Annotated in this window: 20 protein-coding genes; 15 read left to right on the top strand and 5 right to left on the bottom strand. The window is 63.5% G+C overall.

Annotation, left to right across the window (positions count from 1 at the left end):
• Window positions 1–60: 60 nt before the first annotated feature.
• The 8 genes from rnr (at window position 61) to alr (ending at window position 7,826) form a co-directional block, all read left to right on the top strand.
• On the top strand, window positions 61–2,331 hold the full coding sequence (gene rnr, locus HNQ60_RS01580) for a ribonuclease R (protein WP_184329264.1): 2,271 nt from the start codon (window positions 61–63) through the stop codon (window positions 2,329–2,331).
• On the top strand, window positions 2,328–3,065 hold the full coding sequence (gene rlmB, locus HNQ60_RS01585) for a 23S rRNA (guanosine(2251)-2'-O)-methyltransferase RlmB (protein ID WP_184329265.1): 738 nt from the start codon (window positions 2,328–2,330) through the stop codon (window positions 3,063–3,065). The genes rnr and rlmB overlap by 4 nt, the downstream gene beginning before the upstream one ends.
• A 151-nt stretch (window positions 3,066–3,216) precedes the next feature.
• Window positions 3,217–3,600 (top strand): 30S ribosomal protein S6, encoded by a 384-nt coding sequence (gene rpsF / locus HNQ60_RS01590; RefSeq protein ID WP_184329266.1) that lies wholly within the window; start codon window positions 3,217–3,219, stop codon window positions 3,598–3,600.
• 25 nt (window positions 3,601–3,625) lie between these two features.
• On the top strand, window positions 3,626–3,850 hold the full coding sequence (gene rpsR, locus HNQ60_RS01595) for a 30S ribosomal protein S18 (protein WP_184329267.1): 225 nt from the start codon (window positions 3,626–3,628) through the stop codon (window positions 3,848–3,850).
• A 66-nt stretch (window positions 3,851–3,916) separates the two neighbouring features.
• A complete protein-coding gene (locus HNQ60_RS01600; RefSeq protein WP_184329268.1) occupies window positions 3,917–4,816 on the top strand; it encodes a hypothetical protein in 900 nt (299 codons plus the stop codon).
• Window positions 4,817–4,861: 45 nt separating this feature from the next.
• Window positions 4,862–5,311: a 50S ribosomal protein L9 gene (rplI, locus tag HNQ60_RS01605; protein WP_184329269.1), complete on the top strand. Its 450-nt coding sequence runs from the start codon at window positions 4,862–4,864 to the stop codon at window positions 5,309–5,311.
• A 23-nt stretch (window positions 5,312–5,334) separates the two neighbouring features.
• Entirely contained in the window at window positions 5,335–6,759 is a 1,425-nt protein-coding gene (dnaB, locus tag HNQ60_RS01610; protein WP_184329270.1) for a replicative DNA helicase, read from the top strand.
• Window positions 6,756–7,826 (top strand): alanine racemase, encoded by a 1,071-nt coding sequence (gene alr / locus HNQ60_RS01615; RefSeq protein WP_184329271.1) that lies wholly within the window; start codon window positions 6,756–6,758, stop codon window positions 7,824–7,826. The genes dnaB and alr overlap by 4 nt, the downstream gene beginning before the upstream one ends.
• A 59-nt stretch (window positions 7,827–7,885) precedes the next feature.
• On the opposite strand, the gene HNQ60_RS01620 is transcribed toward alr, so the two are convergent.
• Genes HNQ60_RS01620 through HNQ60_RS01630 form a run of 3 tightly spaced genes read right to left on the bottom strand, consistent with a single transcriptional unit; the run spans window position 7,886 to window position 12,137 of the window.
• A complete protein-coding gene (locus HNQ60_RS01620) occupies window positions 7,886–8,668 on the bottom strand; it encodes an FHA domain-containing protein (RefSeq protein WP_184329272.1) in 783 nt (260 codons plus the stop codon).
• Between the two features lie 48 nt (window positions 8,669–8,716).
• Window positions 8,717–9,538, bottom strand: coding sequence for a Stp1/IreP family PP2C-type Ser/Thr phosphatase (locus HNQ60_RS01625; protein WP_221303966.1), 822 nt, complete (start codon window positions 9,536–9,538; stop codon window positions 8,717–8,719).
• A 28-nt stretch (window positions 9,539–9,566) separates the two neighbouring features.
• A complete protein-coding gene (locus HNQ60_RS01630; RefSeq protein WP_184329273.1) occupies window positions 9,567–12,137 on the bottom strand; it encodes a CHASE2 domain-containing serine/threonine-protein kinase in 2,571 nt (856 codons plus the stop codon).
• Window positions 12,138–12,307: 170 nt separating this feature from the next.
• Between HNQ60_RS01630 and radA the strand changes: the two genes are divergently transcribed.
• Entirely contained in the window at window positions 12,308–13,669 is a 1,362-nt protein-coding gene (gene radA, locus HNQ60_RS01635) for a DNA repair protein RadA (RefSeq protein ID WP_184329274.1), read from the top strand.
• Window positions 13,670–13,672: 3 nt separating this feature from the next.
• Here radA and HNQ60_RS01640 read toward each other — a convergent pair whose 3' ends face one another.
• Window positions 13,673–14,971, bottom strand: coding sequence for an HlyC/CorC family transporter (locus HNQ60_RS01640; protein ID WP_184329275.1), 1,299 nt, complete (start codon window positions 14,969–14,971; stop codon window positions 13,673–13,675).
• A 33-nt stretch (window positions 14,972–15,004) separates the two neighbouring features.
• The gene (locus tag HNQ60_RS01645) at window positions 15,005–15,814 is read right to left on the bottom strand and encodes a cytochrome C assembly family protein (protein WP_184329276.1); all 810 of its coding nucleotides are present in this window, start codon (window positions 15,812–15,814) and stop codon (window positions 15,005–15,007) included.
• Between the two features lie 134 nt (window positions 15,815–15,948).
• On the opposite strand from HNQ60_RS01645, the gene ffh reads away from it, so the two are divergent.
• The 6 genes from ffh to HNQ60_RS01675 all read left to right on the top strand — a co-directional run bounded on the left by ffh (window position 15,949) and on the right by HNQ60_RS01675 (window position 20,827).
• Window positions 15,949–17,304 carry a signal recognition particle protein gene (gene ffh, locus HNQ60_RS01650; RefSeq protein ID WP_184329277.1) on the top strand — a complete coding sequence of 452 codons (1,356 nt, stop codon included), beginning with the start codon at window positions 15,949–15,951 and terminating at the stop codon, window positions 17,302–17,304.
• A gap of 180 nt (window positions 17,305–17,484) precedes the next feature.
• Window positions 17,485–17,742 (top strand): 30S ribosomal protein S16, encoded by a 258-nt coding sequence (gene rpsP, locus HNQ60_RS01655; RefSeq protein ID WP_184329278.1) that lies wholly within the window; start codon window positions 17,485–17,487, stop codon window positions 17,740–17,742.
• A gap of 47 nt (window positions 17,743–17,789) precedes the next feature.
• Window positions 17,790–18,308: a ribosome maturation factor RimM gene (gene rimM, locus HNQ60_RS01660; RefSeq protein WP_184329279.1), complete on the top strand. Its 519-nt coding sequence runs from the start codon at window positions 17,790–17,792 to the stop codon at window positions 18,306–18,308.
• A gap of 7 nt (window positions 18,309–18,315) precedes the next feature.
• Window positions 18,316–19,077 carry a tRNA (guanosine(37)-N1)-methyltransferase TrmD gene (trmD, locus tag HNQ60_RS01665; protein ID WP_184329280.1) on the top strand — a complete coding sequence of 254 codons (762 nt, stop codon included), beginning with the start codon at window positions 18,316–18,318 and terminating at the stop codon, window positions 19,075–19,077.
• Between the two features lie 37 nt (window positions 19,078–19,114).
• Complete coding sequence (gene rplS / locus HNQ60_RS01670) at window positions 19,115–19,456, top strand: 50S ribosomal protein L19 (protein ID WP_184329281.1); 342 nt, start codon at window positions 19,115–19,117, stop codon at window positions 19,454–19,456.
• Between the two features lie 252 nt (window positions 19,457–19,708).
• Window positions 19,709–20,827: a PQQ-dependent sugar dehydrogenase gene (locus HNQ60_RS01675; RefSeq protein WP_184329282.1), complete on the top strand. Its 1,119-nt coding sequence runs from the start codon at window positions 19,709–19,711 to the stop codon at window positions 20,825–20,827.
• Window positions 20,828–20,829: the final 2 nt, after the last annotated feature.

A 20,829-nucleotide genomic window follows, 5' to 3' on the forward strand; every position in this document is an offset into this window, starting at 1 on the left:
GCGTTACAGCGCCATCCGGGGCCTTGGCGGCATGGCTGAGCTACACTTCAACCACTTGTTATGAAAAGCAAAAAGAAAACCAGAAAAACCCCCACGGCGAAATCGAAAAAGACTTCGCCCCGTCCCGCCCGGACGCCGCGCGCCAAGGTCGCTGAGCAGCGCACCAAGGCGGACGAACAGTTCTCCATCAGTGAAACCCTGAAGGAGGCCGGACAGCCGTTGCTGTTCGACCAGTTGGCGCTCCGCGTCGGTGCGACGACGAGTCCCCAGCGACGCAGCATGCATGCGCAACTCAAAGAACTGCTGCACGCGGGCGACATAGTTCTCAACCGGCGCGACGAGTACTGCCTGCGTGAGCGGCTTACGCTGATCGTCGGCACCGTGTCCGGTCATCGCGATGGCCACGGATTCGTTCACCCCGAGGATCGCTCGACGCCGATTCTTCTTTCGCATCGACAGATGCGGGAAGTCATGCATGGCGATCGCGTCGCCGTTCGGTTGAGTGGGACGGATCACCGCGGCCGCCCCGAAGGCACGGTCGTCGAAGTGCTGGAGCGCGGAACGACCGAGATCGTCGGCCGTCTCTATGACGAATCCGGGATCAGCTTCGTCGTGCCGGACAATCCCCGGATCGGCCATCGAGTGCTGGTTCCCCGCGATCGGCTCGGCGGCGCGAAACCCGGGCAGGTAGTGCTGCTGAAGCTACTCGAGCAGCCGTCGAAGACCGCGCAACCGCTGGGTTACGTCGCCCGGGTCCTCGGCGAGCATGCAGCGCCTGGAATGGAAACCGAGATCGCCATCCATTCGCACGGCCTGCCTTTCGAATTCCCGCCGGACGCGGTCGCCGAAGCCGAAGCGTTCGGCAATTCGGTGAGTGCGGCAGCGAAGCGCGGTCGCGAAGATCTGCGCGACGTACCGCTCGTCACCATCGACGGCGAGGACGCGCGGGACTTCGATGATGCGGTCTGGTGTGAACCCGTCCGCGGCGGCTGGAGATTGATCGTCGCGATCGCGGACGTCGCGAGCTATGTATCGCCGGGTTCCGCGCTCGATCAGGAGGGCCAGCATCGCGGCACTTCGGTGTATTTCCCGAATCGTGTGTTGCCGATGCTGCCCGAGGCGCTGTCGAACGGGTTGTGTTCGCTCAATCCGAACGTCGACCGGTTGTGCATGTGCTGTGAAATGCGCGTGAACGAGGAGGGCAAGGTAACGCGCGCGCGATTCTTCGAAGGCCTGATGAATTCGAAGGCGCGACTGACCTACACGAAGGTCGCCGCGTATCTCGCGAATCCTGCTGCGAGCGCCGATCCTGACGTCACGAGGTGCGGCGAACAGCTGCGCCACCTGCATGACGTTTTTCGTGCGCTGTACAGCGCAAGACTGCGTCGCGGCGCGCTCGATTTCGATGCGCCGGAGCTGAAGGTGCGGTTCGATGCCGAGGGGCGCATTGCAGCGTTCGTCGAGCAGCCGCGCAACGATGCGCATCGGCTGATCGAAGAGTGCATGATCGCTGCCAATGTGGAGGCAGCGCGCTTCCTGCGCAAGCACAAGATTCCGACGCTCTATCGCGTCCACGGTCAGCCGGATGAGGATCGGCTCGAGCAGTTGCGCCAGTTCCTGAGCGGTTTCGGTATCGAACTGCCGCGGGACCGGGATCTCGAGCCGCAGGACATGAACGCGGTGCTGCAGAAGATCGTCGGCAACGAAGAAGCCCATCTCATTCAGACCGTCGTGATCCGGTCCATGCCGCAGGCTGCGTATCAGCCGGAGAACGTCGGTCACTTCGGCCTGGCGCTTGCGGAGTACGCGCATTTCACGTCGCCCATCCGCCGCTATCCGGACCTGCTGGTCCATCGCGGCATCCGCCATGTGTTGCGCGGAGGAACGGCGACGAACTTCGAATACAGCGGTTCTCGCATGGTCGAGCTCGGCCAGCAGACGTCTTTCACCGAGCGTCGCGCCGACGAAGCCACGCGGGATGCGATGTCCTGGCTCAAGTGCGAATACATGCAGGACAAGATCGGCGAGGAGTTCGATGCGCTCGTCACGGGCGTCGTCGACTTTGGTTTGTTCGTGCAGGCGAAGGGATTGCAGATCGACGGCCTCGTGCATGTGAGCGCGCTCGGGTCTGATTATTTCTCCCGCGATCGCACCGGCTACCGTCTCGTCGGAGCACGCAGCGGCCGGGTCTTCCGGCTCGGCGATCATCTGCGCGTGCGGCTGATCAACGTGATCATCGATGAGCGCAAGATCGATTTCGAACTGGCAGAGGCACGCCAGGGGCCACCGGTGATCCGCGGTCCGTGGCAGCGACGAAGAGGCCGGCGATGAGTGATGAGACGATCGTATTCGGGCTGCATGCCGTGCGGACGCTTCTGCAACAGCATCCGCAGCGCGCGTCACTTCTGATCCTGCAGAAGGGACGCGACGACGGGCGAATTGCCGAGGTTGTAAAGCTCGCTCAGGCAGCGGGCGTGAAGATCGCTCATCGCGACGGTACGGAGCTCGATCGCATGGCGGCGGGTGATCGCCACCAGGGCGTGTGCATACAGATGAAATCGTCGGGCGTGCTGGGTGAGGGCGCACTCGATGAGTTGCTCGATAAGGCGAAGAAGCCACTGCTCCTCATCCTCGATGGCGTTCAGGATCCCCACAACCTCGGGGCGTGCCTGCGTACCGCGGATGCGGTTGGCGTCACTGCGGTGATCGTTCCGCGCGATCGCGCGGCTGGATTGTCGCCCGTGGTGCGCAAGGTGGCGTCAGGTGCGGCCGAGACCGTGCCGCTGATCCAGGTCGTCAACCTGGCGCGCACGATGCGGTGGCTCAAGGAACGCGAGGTCTGGATCGTCGGCACCGACGACGAAGCGGCGAAGTCTCTCTACGAGACGAGCCTGACAGGCCCGCTGGCCATCGTCCTTGGGGCGGAAGGCCCCGGGCTGCGCCGTCTGACGAAAGAGAACTGCGACGCCCTGATCAGCATTCCAATGCGGGGGGTAGTGGAAAGCCTGAACGTGTCGGTCGCGACCGGCGTCGTGCTCTTCGAGGCCCTCCGGCAGAGGGGGTGAGTTCCTCGGGTCCCCTTCCTTCTTCAAGGTCCTTCCGCTACCATTCGCGCCCGTTTTGCGCCCGGAATCCGGGGGCGGCGGTAACGTGGTTTCCTAACTCCTTGCTTCACTGGAATTAATCACCCAGGAAGCATCTCCATAAGGAGCAGCAATGCGACATTATGAGATTGTGTTTCTGGTCCACCCTGACCAGAGCGAACAGGTTCCGGCCATGCTGGAACGCTACAAGGGCATGATCAGCGCCGGCAACGGCACGATCCACCGCCTGGAAGACTGGGGCCGCCGCCAGCTGGCGTTCCCGATCGCCAAGGTTCACAAGGCGCACTACGTTCTGCTGAACCTCGAGTGCGACGGCAAGACCCTCAACGAACTGACCGGTGCATTCCGCTTCAGCGATGCAGTCCTGCGTCATCTCGTGATCAAGATGGACAAGGCCGTCACCGAACCGTCGCCGATGGCGCGTTCGACTGACGAGTCCCGCGACGAGCGCTTCGCCGATGACGGCGATGACGATTCGCCTTCCGCGGCCGCCTGATCCATCCGTTCAAGAGGTTATTGCCATGTCACGTTTTTTCCGCCGCCGTAAGTTCTGCCGCTTCACGGCTGAAGGCATCGAACAGATCGATTACAAGGATCTGGGCATTCTCAAGGCTTACATCACGGAAACCGGCAAGATCGTTCCGAGCCGCATCACCGGGACGAAGTCGCACTATCAGCGTCAGCTCGCCGTTGCTGTGAAGCGCGCGCGCTACCTGGCACTGCTGCCGTACACCGATCAGCACTGATCCGTTCTTCGTAACGTGCGTCGGCCGCAGGGCCGGCGCACGCGCCCTTTTCAGGGCAGTGTGTCCATGCATCACGCAATCGCAGCCTGGCTGACCCAGCGTCCCTGGCATGCAGCAGTCGCCGCCGCCTTCTGCGGCGCGCTGTCGTTGCAGATGCCGATGCCGTTCATGGTGCTGGCCGGAGCGATTCCGGTGCTGGTGATGCTGCGTGCCGACTGGCGCCAGGCGTTGCCGGTCGCAGCAACCTCAGCGGCCGCTGCCATCTGGATCGTGGTGACGCTGGGCGAGATGGTGCCGGGGTTGATCGCCGGACTGCTCGTGCTGATCGTGGGGCCGGCCCTGCTGGCGGCGCTGCTGAAGCGAACGGGTTCGCTGAATCTCTGTTTCCAGATCGCCGCGTCGGTGGTTGCCCTGGCGGTCATAGGGGTCTACCTCGCGCTGTCGGATCCGACCGCAATCTGGGTCGAACTGCTGCGCAGGGCGCTGGATTCGATGGAAGCGGCGGGATTGCACTTCGGTGGGGACACCGAGGCCATGATCGCCATCTGGGCCCGAACGATGTGGGGCGCGCTTGCGGCCCTGTCGATGACCACAGTGCTTGGGGCGCTGTTCCTGGGGTGCTGGTGGCAGACGCTGCTCGACGCCCCCGGCCGGTTCGGGGCCGAATACCGCAAGCTGCGGTTGGGATTGGTGCTCGGACTGGCGGTAACGGTACTGTTCGTGACCGCATTCCTGAGCGATTCGGGTCTGGTCGCTTCGCTGGCCTGGGTGGCCTTCGCAGCCTTGTCCTTCCAGGGACTGGCCGCGGCCCATCGGAGCAAGGCGGGCGGAAAGTTGAATCGAGGCTGGCTGGCGGCGATCTACGTCCTGCTGGTCGTGCCGCTGTCGATGTCGGTTACGGTGCTGGTTTTGGCGATCTGGGGCTTCGCGGACAACTGGTTGCGACCCCGCGCCCAGACTGTGTGAGTATTGCGTCAAGGCTATTGGTCAGTTTCAAGGCATAGGTGTCCTATGGAAGTCATTCTGCTGCAGAAGGTTGCGAACCTCGGCAACATCGGCGATCGCGTCAAGGTGAAGTCCGGTTACGGCCGCAACTTCCTGCTGCCCGCGGGCAAGGCGACGCTCGCCACTGAAGAGAACGTCGCGAAGTTCGAGTCGCGTCGCGCCGAAATCGAAAAGGCCGCGAAGGTCGAGCTCGATGCCGCCCAGGCTCGCGCTGCGAAGCTCGAAGGCTTCAAGCTCACGCTCACGGCGAAGGCCGGCGGCGAAGGCAAGCTCTTCGGCTCGATCGGCACCACGGACATCGCTGAAGGTGCCCGCAAGGCGGGTCACCAGATCGAGCGTGCGGAAGTGCGCCTGCCGAACGGCCCGATCCGTCAGGCCGGCGAGCACGTAGTGCAGGTCCACCTGCACACCGATCTGACGATCGACCTGCCGGTCATCATCATCGGCGAAGAGTAATCGCGTTACCGGCGGCAACACAGATGCCGGGCACCGAGCCAAAAGTCCCGTTCGGCGGTTCGCGCCGCGATCGGGACCGTGCGGTGGTCGATGACATCCGTGTGCCGCCGCATTCGGTGGAAGCCGAGCAGGCCGTGCTCGGCGGTCTCATGCTCGACAACCGGGGATGGGATGCGATCGCCGATCGCATGACGGCCGACGATTTCTATCGTCGCGATCACCAGCTGATCTTCGAGGGCATCGCCGACCTGGCGGCCCGCAGCGAGCCCTTCGACGCCGTCACGCTCTCCGAAGCGCTCGAACGCAAATCGCTGTCGGAACAGACCGGCGGCCTCATCTACCTCGCGGGCCTGGTCCGCGACACTCCCAGCGCAGCCAACATCCGGGCCTATGCGGAAATCGTCCGCAAGCGTTCGGTCCTGCGCAAACTGATTCATGTCGGCGGCACGATCGCCGCCAGCGCCTACGATCCGGAAGGGCGCGAAGCGAACGAAATCGTCGACGAAGCGGAGCGGCTCGTCTTCGAAATTGCCGAGAGCGGCAACAAGGCGGGTTCGGGCTTCGTCCCGCTGCGCAACGAGCTCGGCGCCGTCATCGATCGCCTCGACATGCTGGCCCAGAACAAAGGCCAGCTCACCGGCATCAGCACCGGCTTCACGCGGCTCGACGAAATGACGGCAGGCCTGCAGAAGGGCGATCTCATCGTCATCGCCGGCCGACCGTCGATGGGCAAGACGACGTTCGCGCTCAACATTGCCGAGAACGCCGCCTTCGGTCCGAAGAAGGCGAAGGTGGGCATCTTCAGCATGGAAATGTCGCGAGACTCGCTGGCGTTCCGCATGGTCTCGTCGCTTGGTCGAGTCGATCAGAGCCATCTTCGCGTCGGCAACATCGACGGCGAGGAGTGGTCCCGCGTGAACACGGCGATCAGCATGATGAAGGAAGCGCCGATCTACATCGACGATACCGGCGCGCTGACGCCTACGGATGTTCGTGCACGCGCTCGACGCCTGAAGCGCGAGCACGGGCTCGATCTCATCGTGCTCGATTACTTGCAGCTCATGCAGGTGTCGGGCAACACGGAAAACCGCGCGACTGAAATCTCCGAGATCTCGCGTTCGCTCAAGGCGCTGGCGAAGGAGCTGGCGGTGCCGGTGATCGCGCTCTCGCAGCTCAATCGAAGCGTCGAGCAGCGCACGGACAAGAAGCCCGTGATGTCGGACCTGCGCGAGTCGGGCGCCATCGAGCAGGACGCCGACCTGATCATGATGATCTATCGCGAAGAGGTGTACGACAAGAACACCACCCGCAAGGGCATCGCCGACATCATCATCGCCAAGCAGCGTAACGGCGAGATCGGCGAGATCGCGCTCACCTTCCTGGGCAAATACACCAAGTTCGAAAACTTCGCACCCGAGTCTTCCTACGGCGACGGTTCATTCCGGTGAGCTTCCCCACCGCGACGATCGATGCGAGCGCGTTGCGTCACAACCTCGCCGCGGTCCGCCGTTTCGCTCCCGCTTCGAAAGTCCTGGCCGTCATCAAGGCGAATGCCTATGGCCACGGCATCGTGCCCGTTGCGCATGCGCTCGACAGTGCAGATGCATTCGGTGTGGCGCGCATCGGAGAAGGGCTGGCGCTGCGCGCTGGTGGGATCACGCGGCCGATCGTGCTGCTAGAGGGTGTTTTCAGCAACGATGAGCTGCAGCAGGCGGCGGCGGCGAACTTCGAGCTCGTCGTGCATTCGCTGGCTCAGGTCGAGCAGCTTGAACAGGCGGGCGCAGCGCATCGCTTCGATGTCTGGCTGAAACTCAATACCGGCATGAACCGGCTGGGAGTGACGCCGGCAGAGTTCGATGAGGTGCGTCGTCGTCTGCAAACATGCGCCGCGGTCGGCCGCATTCGTTTGATGACTCATCTGTTCGGCGCCGAAGAAGCGGGCGGAGTAGGGACCCGTCAGCAGATCGGCGACTTTCTCGCGATGACCGCGGGAATGAGCCTCGATCGCAGCGTGGCGAATTCCGCGGGGCTGATCGCATGGCCAGAAGCCCGGACCGAATGGGTCAGGCCGGGGCTCATGCTCTACGGCATTTCACCGATTCCAGGCCAGAGTGCCGATCAGCTCGGCTTGCGTCCCGCAATGACACTGACGACGCAGCTCATCGCCGTGCGTCGCGTGACGCGTGGGGAAGGTGTTGGCTACAACGCCATCTGGCGTGCGCCCAAGGATTCTCTGATCGGTATTGCTGCGATTGGCTACGGCGACGGCTACGCGCGCAATGTGCGAAGCGGCGCGCCGGTGCTGGTCAACAGTCATCCCGCCACGGTTGCCGGTCGGGTCTCGATGGACATGACAGCGATCGATGTCACCGATGTTCCGGACGCAAAGATCGGTGATTCCGTCGTGCTGTGGGGAGAGGGAGTTCCCGCCGATCGGGTCGCGTCGTACGCGGATACGATCGCGTACGAGCTCGTCTGCGGGATTGCGCAGCGGGTGACGCGGGTCTGGAGGTAGAGAGTCTGTCACTCCCGCGCAGGCGGGAGTCCATGCCTTTGTGCAGATGTCGGAAGAAATCAGCTCTCGAAGAATCCCATCTTCACGCCCGCGAGCAGGATGACGTCGTTGTCCTGCAGCTTGCGTGCTTGCTCTCCGATCGCGCTTCCGTTCACCTGCGGGTAATCGCTCGGCTTGCCGCTGTCGACATGCACGATGAAGAAGCCGTCGGCACGGCGAGTAATCGCCGCGACCTGGACGCCGGGGCGTCCGAGGGTCGTCAGTGCCTTGTTGAGCTCGAGCTCGCGTCCCGCGAATGCGCCGCTCAACACCTGGAGCTTTGCCTTCGGCAGGGCGACGGGGTGTTCGCCAGTCGCGCTCGATGATGCCAGGCCAGGACGTGCCGCGGTCGCAGCTGTCGACGGTGTCGCAGCGGGAGCAGCCTTCGGCGGTGCCGGCGCGGCGGGAGGAGGTGGCACCATCGTCTGTGCCTTCTTCGCCGCAGCAGCAGCGACTGCGGAGCCCGGCGTGATGATCATGGTCTTCTCGAACTCATCCGGTTCGGAGTCCATGCTCTGCGTATCGACGAAACGCAGCTGATGGTGACCGACGGTCACGACATCGCCGTGCTGGAGCGCGTGCTTCTTGATCAGCTTGCCGTTGACGTAAGTGCCATTGGTGCTGTTCAGATCCTCGAGGAACGAATCGTTGAGGATGTTGATGACCAGCGAGTGATGGCCGCTGACGGCAGGATTGTCGATCCGGATATCGTTATCCGGCAGGCGACCGACCGTATAACGTTCCTTGTTCATGTTGTATTCGGCCATCACCTGGCCATCCAGGCTAAGGATCAACCGTGCCATGTCGTATGCCTCGTCCCCAAAGTGGTTGCCGCAGCCGGCGCCAGCAAACTAACCGAACCAGCGCAGGATTTTGTCAACCACACGGTTCTTTGCTGCGAACGAGTCGACAACTTGCGCAAGAATAATCGAGACGTTGTCCCGTCCGCCGTTATCGTTCGATAACTGAATCAACTGCTTAGCGACTGTTTCAAGACTAGCACTAAAGGTGCTGAGAGTTAAGTGAATGTCGTCGTCCTCGACCATGTCCGACAAGCCGTCCGAGCAAAGGACGTAAAAATCGCCCTTTTCCGCCGCATGTTCATGCAATTCGACGTCCACGGTGGGTTCGACCCCCAGCGCTCTTGTGACGTAGTTCTTGTTTGTAGCCCTCTGGGCCTCGGCCGGGGAGTAGAACCCCCGGTCCACCAGCTCCTGGAGCAGGGAGTGATCCATGGTCATCTGCTCGAACCGGTTCGCCCGCATCCGGTAGGCCCGGGAGTCGCCGACATGGGCGATGGCGACCTTGTTGTTGAAGAACAGACAGGCCACCACGGTCGTGCCCATACCCTCGCACTGGGGCTGGGTCTTGGCGGTCTGGTAAATGATCTTGTTGGCACGCGCGATGGCGTCGCGCAGGACGATGCTGGGCCGCTGCATGCCGGTCTCAGGATCTTCCGTGCTCATGTCCTGGTGTTCGATCGCTTCTTTCACCAGGCCCACGATGGTCTTTACCGCGATGCCGCTGGCGACTTCACCCGCGTTGTAGCCGCCCATGCCGTCCGCGAGGACGAACAGGCCGATATCCGCATCGACCCCGATGGTGTCCTCATTGTGCTCACGGACGCGGCCGACATCGCTCAGCCCGACGGATCGGATCTTGCCGCGCATCATGAAGGTCTCCCGATCATGCTAGCGGCGGTCATGGGAGCAACCACTCATGTTCACTCTTGGCCTTTTCAGGCTCGAGGCTCTTGGCGCAGGCATGCAGATCGGCAGCGAACTGGGCACAGGTGGGGTAACGGTCGTCCGCGGACTTTGCGAGGACCCGATCGATGATGGCGTCGAGGCCTTCCGGCAGCTCGGGGCGCACCAGCCGGATCGGGGTATGAGGCTCTGTCGCGATCTTCTGCATCAGGCGCGGCATCGATTCGGCGCGGAACGGCAACTGACCCGTCAACAGCTGGTACAGGCTGACGCCGAGTGCGAATTGATCGGAACGGCCATCGAGGCTGCGGCCTTCCAGCTGTTCCGGCGACATGAATGAAGGGGTGCCCAGGACGATTCCGGTTTTCGTTCGGCTTGTATCGGTCAGTCGTGCGATCCCGAAGTCGGTGATCTTCAGCTCATCGGTCTCGGCATTGAACATTATATTAGCCGGTTTGATATCGCGATGAACCACGTTCTGCCGGTGCGCATAGTGCAGGGCTTCGGCGGTTCGGGCCACGAGGGTCATCACGGTTTTCGGCGGAAGCAGTCTTGTGCTATCCGTGTAGTGGCTCAGGTGCTGACCGCGCAGATATTCCATGGCGATGTACGCGAGTCCGGCATCTTCACCCGCGTCGTAGACGGTGACGATGCTCGGATGATTCAGCCGGCCGGCCATTTCGGCTTCACGGAAGAAGCGGGCCCGCGCCTCTTCGAGATCGTTCTCCTCGAACTCATCGGCCAGCGGAATCGCCTTGATGGCGACCACGCGATTGATGTTCGGGTCACGGCCCAGGTACACCACACCCATCGCGCCCTTGCCGAGTTCGCGCTCGAGCTCGTAGCGGCCGAGCTTGCGACCCAATGACTTCGGCTGCTGCTCGCCGAACGGATCGTCGCTGAAGTCTTCGATGCGGCGGTCGCTGCGAGGCGGCGGCGGCACGGCGCGGATCTTCGTCTTGTCGGGTTGCTGTGGCTGTTCGCGTGCAGGGCGATCTTCGGCGACGCGGGCTCGTCGCGCACGAAGGTCGCGATAGTTCGGGTCCCGGGTTGCGATGTGACCGTACACCGCCGCGGCCTTCTGATTCTGACGCCGGCGCTCGAAGTCCATGCCGAGGAAATAGAGCAGCTCCATCGTCGGCGCATCGAGGGGGCAGCGGCGATACGTTTCGAATGCGAGATCGAGCTGGCCCTGTCGCTGGAATGTCTGGCCGAGCGAACGCAGATTCGCCGTAGGGTCCTTGGCACTCGTGGCGCGAACGTTTGCTTGCCGCACCAGATCGCCGAGCAGATAAAGGATGTAGCCGGCGACGGCTGCAACAGCAGGCGTCAGCAACTGAACCCACGTATTCGTCGAACCGAGCACACCGAAGTCCGCGATAGCCAGGATCGCCGCGACCAGCACCGTGGCGAGCGCGCCCATGGCGGGGCCTGCCGCGGGCAGTATGAACGCAGCGAACAGAATTACGCCGAGCGCCACGGCCCATTCAGTAGCAATCGCCGAGCCCGGCCGCGCGAATGTCGTTCCCTGAATCAGGTTCACCGTCGTGCTGGCGGTGATGGCATTTACGGTCATGAGCTTGCCGACCGGCGTCGCCATCGCATCGTCGGAATCCACGATGCCCACGATCACGATCTTGTCGCGCAGCTCGGCGGACGGCACGCTGCCATCGAGCACCTGCTGGTACGAATATCGTTTGAACGCCGTGTTGGGAACGAAGTGCGGATGGCTGCGCAGCTGATCGTCGAGAGCGATGCTGCGGTTGCCGATACGCATTGTCGTGTCGGAAGTGAAGAGCGCGTCGGAGTCCATGGCACGAGCCGCGATGGAGGTGGCCATGGAAGGCAGCAACTGCTCGCCCACGCGCACGGCCGCGATATCGTCGCGCAGGACGCCATCACTGTCGGCGGCGATGTAGATGTGGCCAACCGCCGTCACCTGCTGCGCGAGTGTGTCGGAGAGGGACTGTGTAATGCGGGCCTTAGTGGCGACTGCATGGGCGGCCCGTTCCGGTGTTGCGAAGAGCCGGTCGGGAAGATTTGCGGTATCCGTCGTTTCGGTCGTCGTCCTGATCTCGATCGGCAGGACCACGTTGCCGTGCTGCCGGATCGCCGCGGAGAGTTGTGCATCGGGATCGACCGAGTTCCCCGACGCTCTCAGCAACTCACGCAGTTGCACGGCTTCTTCGGAGTTGCCGAGCTCGGATGCTTCGAGCAGGGTCAGCGCGGCGCGAACCCGTTCGGTCTCGGCGGCGCTCTGCGACGTGCCGAGCGGCATTGTGAAAGCAACGACCTTCGCGCCGCTTTCAGTCAGTTCCCGGAGCAGATCGGCATGGACGCCATGAGGCCACGGCCAGGTGCCCAGTTCCGCGAGGCTTTGCTGGTCGATGTCGACCAGCACGATGTCTTCCGCGGCAGGCGGATCGGACGAGCGTTGTGCACGATCGTACGCAGCCAGCTCGAGCGGAGCGAACGGGGAGGGCGTGACCAGCCGTCCAATGGCAATCACCGCGGCTGCTGCAATGCCGCCTGGAAGCCAGGAAAAACGCGCCAGTCTGGAAGCCACGGAAACCCCATTCTTATGTCTGAAGGCAGTATAGACGAATGGCCTTCCGCAGATTGCTGGCGGCGTCACACCCGCCGTTTGCATTTCAAGTCTGCTATGTGTGAATTGGCTCACCGAAATCCGGATTGCTGAGGTAGGCTCCGCCGCTTTCGCGACGCAGTTCATTCGACATGGCCAAGACCCGGCAGATCTACGTATGTGAGCAGTGCGGGAATGAGAGCCTGCAGTGGCAAGGCCTCTGTCCCGCGTGCGGTGCGGGGGATTCACTCAAGGCCATCAGCATCGCGAAGGGAAACAAGGGAAACCCTGAGAGGAAGTCCCTGACCGCATCGAGCGACGCGCCGCAGCGCCTGTCGCAAGTGGTCAACAAGGACGATCCGCGAATCGCGACCGGCCTGGAGGAGCTCGATCGGGTACTGGGCGGTGGACTGGTGCTGGGCTCGGTCACCTTGCTGGGCGGGGATCCGGGCATCGGCAAATCGACCATGCTGCTGCAGGCGGGCGATGCGCTGAGCCAGGTCACTTCGACGCTCTACGTCACGGGCGAGGAATCGCTGCGACAGGTCAGTCTGCGCGCGCAGCGCTTGGGTGTGGTCGGCGACACGCTGCAACTGCTGGCCGAAACGGCGATCGAGACGATCCTCGAGCAGGCGCAGAAAACGTCCGCACGCGTGCTCATCGTCGACTCCATCCAGACGATGCACGTTGCGGATGTGGACTCATCGCCGGGCTCGGCCACGCAGGTTCGCGAAACAGCGGCGGCGCTCGTGCGCTTTGCCAAGTCGACCGGTGTCTCGGTGCTCATCATCGGTCACGTCACGAAAGAGGGCGTGATCGCCGGTCCGCGAATTCTGGAGCACATGGTCGACACCGTGCTGTATTTCGAAAGCGATGCCGGCAGCCGCTATCGCCTCGTGCGCGCAGTCAAGAACCGGTTCGGCGCAGCGAACGAAGTCGGCGTGTTCGCGATGACGGAGCAGGGTCTGAAGGAAGTGAAGAATCCCTCGGCCATCTTCCTGTCGCAACATTCGCAGCCCGTTGCGGGCAGCGCCGTCATGGTCGCTCGCGAAGGCAGTCGGCCCATGCTCATCGAAGTGCAGGCGCTCACGGACGAAGCGCAGGGCATGAATCCGCGACGCGTCGCAGTCGGCCTGGACTCCAATCGTCTCGCGTTGCTGCTCGCTGTCCTGCATCGTCACGGCAATGTGTCGACCGCGGGGCGTGATGTCTTCGTGAACGTCGTCGGCGGCGTGCGCATTTCAGAAACGGCGGTCGATCTGCCTGCGCTGCTCGCCGCGGTTTCGAGCGTGCGCGATCAGCCGCTCGCGGCGAAGCTCGTCTGTTTCGGAGAGATCGGACTGGCCGGTGAAGTGCGGCCCGTTCCCTACGGTGAGGAGCGGCTCAAGGAAGCTGCGAAGCACGGCTTCACGCGCGCGATCGTTCCGGAGGCGAACAAGCCTCGCCGCGCCATCGAGGGGCTCGAAGTGATCGGCGTCGAGCGGCTCGATCAGGCGCTGCGCAGCGCGTTCTGAGCGTCAGGCTTCGCGACGCAGGATTTCCTGTTCCTCGATCGGGCGAATGCGCGCCGTCTTCACTGCGTTGTCGATGGCCTGAAGGATCTCGATCGAGAGATCGCCCAGCCGCAGCGTCGTGCCGGGCTCCGGAATGTTCTCGAGGTATTCGAGAATCAGGCCGTTCAGCGTTCTCGGCCCATCGGTGGGCAATGACCAACCCAGCGTCCGGTTCAGGATGCGCACGCTGATCGCGCCGTTGATCACGTAGCTGCCGTCGGTATCGCGATGAATGTCCCGATGCAGCGTGCCGGGATCGCTCGTGAACTCGCCGACGATTTCCTCGAGGATGTCTTCCAGGGTAACGAGGCCGCGGATGTCGCCGTACTCGTCGACGACCAACGCGATGCGGCGCCGGTCGCGCTGAAAATTCTGCAGCTGCACATCGAGCGTCGTGCCCTCGGGCACGAAGTACGCTTCGCGTTCGCGGGCAATTCGCAGAAGCATCTCTCTCGACAGATCGTCGCGCGCCAATGCATGAGCGACCTTCTTCATGTGCACCATGCCGATGACGTTGTCGAGGCTGTCCTCACAGAGCGGCAAGCGGGTATGCGGTGTGGTTCGCAGCAGTTCGAGCGTGGTGTCCCAATCGTCGCTGACATCGATGCTCGCGATTTCGCTGCGGGGGACCATGATGTCTTCGACTGCGATGGTCTGCAGTTCGAGGATGCTCGTCAGCATGCGTTGATGCGAGAGCCGCTCCGGCCCTGCATCTTTTCCATCGGCGGTGAAGGGCTGCGTCCGCGCTGACGAAACGCCCACCACGCGCAGCACGCCCTTCGAAAGCGCGGCCAGAGTCCAGGTGATGGGTTGCAGCACGACCATGAGCGCGTTGGCGAGCCACGCTGTCGCCAGTGCGATCGGTTCGGCGAACCGGACGCCCACCGCGCGTGCGGCGATGTCGCCCACGACGATCAACAACACGGTGACTGCAGCGACGGCAATCGCGAGCAGGATCGGCAGGGTCATTCCGACGGTCAGGCGTGTCGTCACGTAGCCGGCGAGTGCACCCGCTGTGACTGTGACCGCGACTCGGCACAGCAGCAGCGTTGCGGCGGGTCGATCGGATTGCGCCAGCAGAAGTTCGGCGCGGCGCGCACTGCGATTACCGAGCCGCGCAAGAGTACGCAGCCGATACCGGCTGACGCTCAGCAGCGCCGCTTCGACGGCGGTGAGCATCGCCACGAGAGCGATCGCTGCGAGGATGACGACGACGGGACCCGCCGCAAGCGCGGCCGGCCACTCGATACTGTCAGGGTCCAAGGAGAGTTACCGCGGCGTCCAAGGTAGATGGCCTCAGCCCCAGTGACGGCCGAGAATGGATTCGAGCACGATGCGCGAACCGAAATAAGCGAGCACGAGCAGCGAGAACCCACTGAGCGTCCAGCGCGCTGCCGTCCGGCCGCGCCAGCCGAACCGCCAGCGACCGAACAGCAGGATCGCGAACACGATCCATGCGAGACACGACAGGATCGTCTTGCGTGAAAGATCCTGCGCGAAGAGATCTTCGACGAAGATGAATCCGCTGAACAACGCCAGCGTCAGGATCGCGAAGCCGGCGCCGAGCGCCTGGAAGGTCGCCGATTCGAGCGCTTCGACCGAGGGAAGGATCGAGAGCCATCCGAGCGGTTCGCGGCGGCGCAGACGCTTGTCGAGCAGCATGAGCGCAATGACCAGTGCCGCGGCGATCGTGAGCAATGCGTACGCAGTGGTCGACAGGATGATGTGAGCGGCGAGCTCCCAGTTGTGCTCTTTCAGGGCGAACGTGCGGGCACCTTCGTCCGTCATGGCTGCGACGACGCCTGCGATGGCGAGCAGCACCGCACCGATCCCCGCGAACCTCGGCCGACGCCATGAGAGCCCGAGCGCGATGAGCGCGATCAGCCAGCCGATGATCGAGGCGGTCTCGGCGATCGACAGGGCTTCCTGGGGATTCGCGAGCAGGGAATACCAGAGCAGGACGGCGTGCGTCACGAGCGCGATCACGCCGAGCGTCAGTCCCGCCACTCGCTGCCCGCGTGCGGTGGTGCGCTCCGCGCGGTAGACACTCGAGGCCAGCCAGGCCGCACAGGCCAGGTAACAGGCAAGGACGATGACAGAGAGCACGGGCAGCTGGGTCTCCGGGGGCGAAGGCGAAAGGCTACATGAGGCGGCGGGTCAGGGGATAGCGGCAGCCGGTTTCCGAGGCCTTTAGTTCTTGTACTATCCGCCATCCGCTATCCGCCATCCTCTTCTCCCCAATGTTCGACAAACTGACCGAACGCCTTCAGGGCGTGATGGAGAGCCTGCGCGGCCGCGGGCGACTCACCGACGAGAACATCAGCGACACGCTGCGCCAGGTGCGCATGGCGCTGCTCGAGGCCGACGTCGCGCTGCCCGTCGTCAAGACGTTCATCGAATCGATCCGCGGCAAAGTCGTCGGCATGGAGATCGAGAAGAGCCTGACGCCCGGTCAGTCGCTCGTCCGCATCATCCACGAAGAACTGATCGCGCTGATGGGCGCGGGGGTCCGGCCGATCAATCTGCGCGCGCAGCCGCCGGTCGTCATTTTGCTGGCGGGCTTGCAGGGCGCCGGCAAGACGACCTCCGCCGGCAAGCTCGCAAAGTGGCTCAAGGACACGGAGAAAAAGAAGGTCCTGCTGGCCAGCACGGACGTCTATCGTCCCGCCGCCATCCTGCAGCTCGAGCGGCTGGCCGCACAGCTCGACGTGGCGTTCTACCCATCCGATCCGAAAAAGCCAGCGCTGACGCTGGCGCGCGAGGCGCTGAGCGAAGCTAGGCAGTCGCTGTTCGACGTGCTGATCGTCGACACGGCAGGCCGCCTGCACGTCGACGACGAGATGATGTCGGAGATCCGCGAGATCAGCGCGGCCGTGAATCCGACGGAAACACTATTCGTTGTCGACAGCATGGCCGGCCAGGACGCGGTCAATGCTGCACGCGCTTTCGGCAGCGCGCTGACGCTGACGGGCGTCGTCCTCACCAAGACGGACGGCGACGCGAGAGGCGGCGCCGCCCTGTCGGTCCGACAGATCACCGGCCAGCCGATCCTGTTCATGGGCACCGGCGAGAAGACCGACGCCCTGGAGGTCTTCCAGGCGGAGCGCGTGGCATCGCGGATCCTGGGAATGGGCGATGTCCTGGCCCTGGTCGAGAAGGTCACCACGACCGTCGATCGCGAGCAGGCCGAGAAGCTCGCCCGCAAGCTCAAGAAGGGTAAGGATTTCGACCTCGAAGACCTCCACGACCAGCTGGCCCAGGTGGAGCGGATGGGGGGGCTGAGCTCGCTGATGGACAAGCTCCCGGCGCATTTGACCGCCAGGGCGGGCGCAATGCCCCAGGGAGGCGGGGAAAAGGACATCAAGCGGCAGGTCGCCATCATCCGGTCCATGACCCCGGGCGAGCGCCGCTATCCCAAGAACATCGACGCCTCCCGCAAGCGCAGGATCGCCGCCGGGTCGGGGGTTCACGTCTCCGAAATCAATAAGCTCCTGAAAAATTACCTTCAGATGCAGAAGGTTATGAAGAGCATGTCCAAGGGCGGGGGGCTCGCCAAGATGATGCGGGCCTTCGGGGGAAAGATGCCGGGGATGTGAGAGGAGGCCGGTGGGCTGGCCGGTTTGCCTGCTGGCCGGACGGAATGAGGCTTTCCCTCTGATTTCTCTGGCCACTTTGCCGGTCGGCCCGTTTGCCAGTGGGCCGTTCTTTCAGTACCATTCGCGCCCTTTTCCGGGGCTTACGCCCCGACCCACGCGATTCCTGAGGCTTACAGCAGCATGGTTACGATCCGGCTTACGCGCCGCGGCGCGAAGAAGCAGCCCTTCTATCACATCGTCGTCACGGACAGCCGCAAGCGCCAGGGCGGCCCGGCGCTCGAGCAGATCGGTTATTTCAATCCGATCGCGACCGGCAAGCAGCAGCGCCTCCAGCTCGATCTCGAGCGCGTGGACTACTGGGTGAGCAAGGGTGCAAAGCCCTCGGATCGCGTCGCTGAGCTCGTCTCGAAGCAGCGTCGTCAGCCCGTCGCGGCCTGAAACCGACCCGCCAGCCCTGTGCTGACGGGACTGCCTTGCAGAGTTTTGTGACGACACCGGCCTCCGCCTCAGACCGGATCGTCGTCCTCGGAAAGATCGCAGGCACTTTCGGCGTCAAGGGCTGGATCAAGATCAAGTCCTACACCGATCCGGTCGAGAACATCCTCGGCTACGGGATCTGGCAGATGGGACGACCGGGCCACTGGGCGCCGGTGAAGATTGAAGAAGGGCGGGTCACCGACAAGGGAGTACTCGCCAAGCTCGAAGGACTCGAATCTCCCGAGGAGGCCCGGCTCAAGGTCGGTCTCGAACTGGGAGTGTGGCGCAGCGAACTGCCACCGCTGGCGCCGGGTGAGTACTACCTGAGCGATCTGGAAGGCATCGAGGCGATGTCCTTCTCGGGCGAACGGCTCGGCCTGGTCGACAATTTCCAGTCGACGCCCGGCGGCACCGTTATGGTGATCCGGGGCGAGCAGGAGCACTGGGTGCCGTTCGTGAAGGAGCGGATTTTGAAGGTCGATCTCGATGCCCGGAGCATCGTCATCGACTGGGCCGCGGACTGGTGAGACCGGCATGCGCATCGAAGTGGTGACGCTGTTTCCGGAGTTCATCACCGATGCGGTCAGGGTCGGCGTCCTGGGTCGCGCGATAGAGCGCGGCACGGTGAGCGTCGCGGCAAGCACGCCGCGGGAGTTCGCTGAGGACGCGCACAAGACGGTCGACGATCGACCGTATGGCGGCGGCCCTGGAATGGTGTGGAAGATCGAGCCGACGCGCACGGCCCTGAGGGCGGCGCGGGCGAGATTGCCGGCGGGTAGCCGCAGCATCTATCTCGCCGCGGACGGTGCGACGCTGACGCATGCCAAGGCACGCGAGCTGTCGCAGCTGCCAGGACTGTTGTTGCTGGCGGCGCGGTACGAAGGCGTGGACGAGCGCCTGCTGGCGACGGAGATCGACGAGAGCATATCGATCGGCGATTACGTGCTGTCGGGCGGTGAGCTGCCTGCGCTGGTGCTGATCGACGCGATCGTGCGATTGCTGCCCGGCGTGCTGGGCGATGACGAATCGGCACAGCAGGATTCGTTCGTCGCGGGGCTGCTGGATTGGCCGCACTACACGCGGCCGGAAGTGTTCGAAGAGCAGGCGGTGCCGCAGGTTTTAACGAGCGGCAACCACGCGGCGATTCAGCGCTGGCGGACGAAGCAGGCGCTGGGCAGGACGTTGCAGCGCAGGCCGGACCTGCTGGCGAAGCTGGAGCTGACGAAGGAGCAACGGAAGTTGCTCGATGAGTTCGTCGCAGAGGTTGAGGCGGAACGCGGTAGTCGCGGGCCGTGAGTAACGGATCGAAGTCAAACTTGGAATCGGTGCAATCATGAACATCATCGAAACGCTCGAGCGCGAAGCGAGTGAAAAGAAGCTTCCGGATTTCTCCCCCGGCGATACGGTTGTCGTCGAAGTGAAGGTGAAGGAAGGCGATCGCGAGCGCGTGCAGGCCTATGAAGGCGTCGTGATTGCCCGCCGCAACCGCGGCATGAATTCCTCGTTCACGGTCCGCAAGATTTCCCACGGCGAAGGCGTGGAGCGCGTGTTCCAGGCTTACAGCCCGTCCATCGGTTCGATCAGCGTCAAGCGTCGCGGCAACGTCCGTCGCGCCAAGCTGTACTACCTGCGTGACCTGACCGGTAAGGCAGCGCGCATCGAAGAGAAGGTCTGAGGAATAGTGATTAGCGGTTAGCGGTTGGCGGTTAGTGACCGCTGCCGCGGATCGGAGCACCGAAAGGCGCGATGGCCAGGCCATCGCGCCTTTTTTGCTCCTGCGGCCGGGCTCGTCTCCTAATGTGGGTCCGGCTTTAGCCGGACGTCATCGCGCCAGCGATCCGACATCGGGTATTTGCTGCATGCCGGCCGGGGCGCGGGGCGCGTACACTCATACCGCCACCGGTATTGGGGTCTGCAGGAATCTTCAATGACTGATCGTCGTCTTGCCCGCCCCCTGGGCATCCTCTTCTCCCTGCTGTTCGCTGCGGCCGCACACGCGAGTCCCGCTACTGACAAGGTGATCGCGAACGTGAAGCTGCCTCCTGGCTTCAAGCTGGAGGTATACGCCGACAACGTTCCGTTCGCGCGTTCCATGGCGCTTGGGCCCAAGGGCACGCTGTTCGTCGGCACTCGCAAAGGGGCGGTCTATGCAGTCAGCGGCACGCCCGGCAGCGGTGCGAAACCGACGGTGCGAACGATCGCGGAGAAACTGAATCAGCCAAACGGCGTCGCGTTCCGCGACGGCGCACTTTACGTAGCCGAAGTCAGTCGCATTACTCGCTATGACGGGATCGAGTCGTCGCTCGATAAAGTGCCCGAGGCGAAAGTGGTCCGCGATGACTTTCCGAAGGACGGTCATCACGGGTGGAAGTACATCGCGTTCGGTCCCGACGGGAAGCTCTACGTGCCGATCGGTGCGCCGTGCAACGTGTGCGATCAGCCGAAGTACGCGGTGATCACGCGCATGAATCCGGACGGCTCGGATCGCGAGGTCTTCGCGCGAGGCGTTCGCAATACCGTCGGCTTCACCTGGCATCCGACGACGCGTGAGTTGTGGTTTACGGACAATGGTCGCGATCACCTCGGCGACGATGCGCCGCCCTGCGAGCTGAATCGCGCGCCGCGTCCTGGTCTCGACTTCGGCTTCCCGTATTGTCACGGGCGCGATATCAAAGATCCCGAATTCGGCCGGCTCGGCGAGTGCGGCAAGATCACGCCGCCGGTCCAATTGCTCGGAGCCCATGTCGCCCCGCTTGCCGTGAAGTTCTATACCGGTACCGCGTTCCCCGAGCGCTACCGCAATCTCGTTTTCATCGCCGAGCATGGTTCCTGGAATCGCTCGGAGAAGAGCGGCTATCGCATCACGACCGTGAAGCTCGACGGCGACAAGGCAGTGGCCTACGAGCCGTTCGCCACGGGCTTCAACCGCGGTGATGAAGTGTATGGCCGGCCCGTCGATCTGTTGCTGCTCGAGGACGGTTCGTTCCTGGTGTCCGACGATCAGGCGGGCGCGATCTATCGATTGAGCCACGCCGTGAAGGATTGATG

It is taken from the genome of Povalibacter uvarum, from assembly GCF_014202975.1.
Classification (GTDB): domain Bacteria; phylum Pseudomonadota; class Gammaproteobacteria; order Steroidobacterales; family Steroidobacteraceae; genus Steroidobacter; species Steroidobacter uvarum.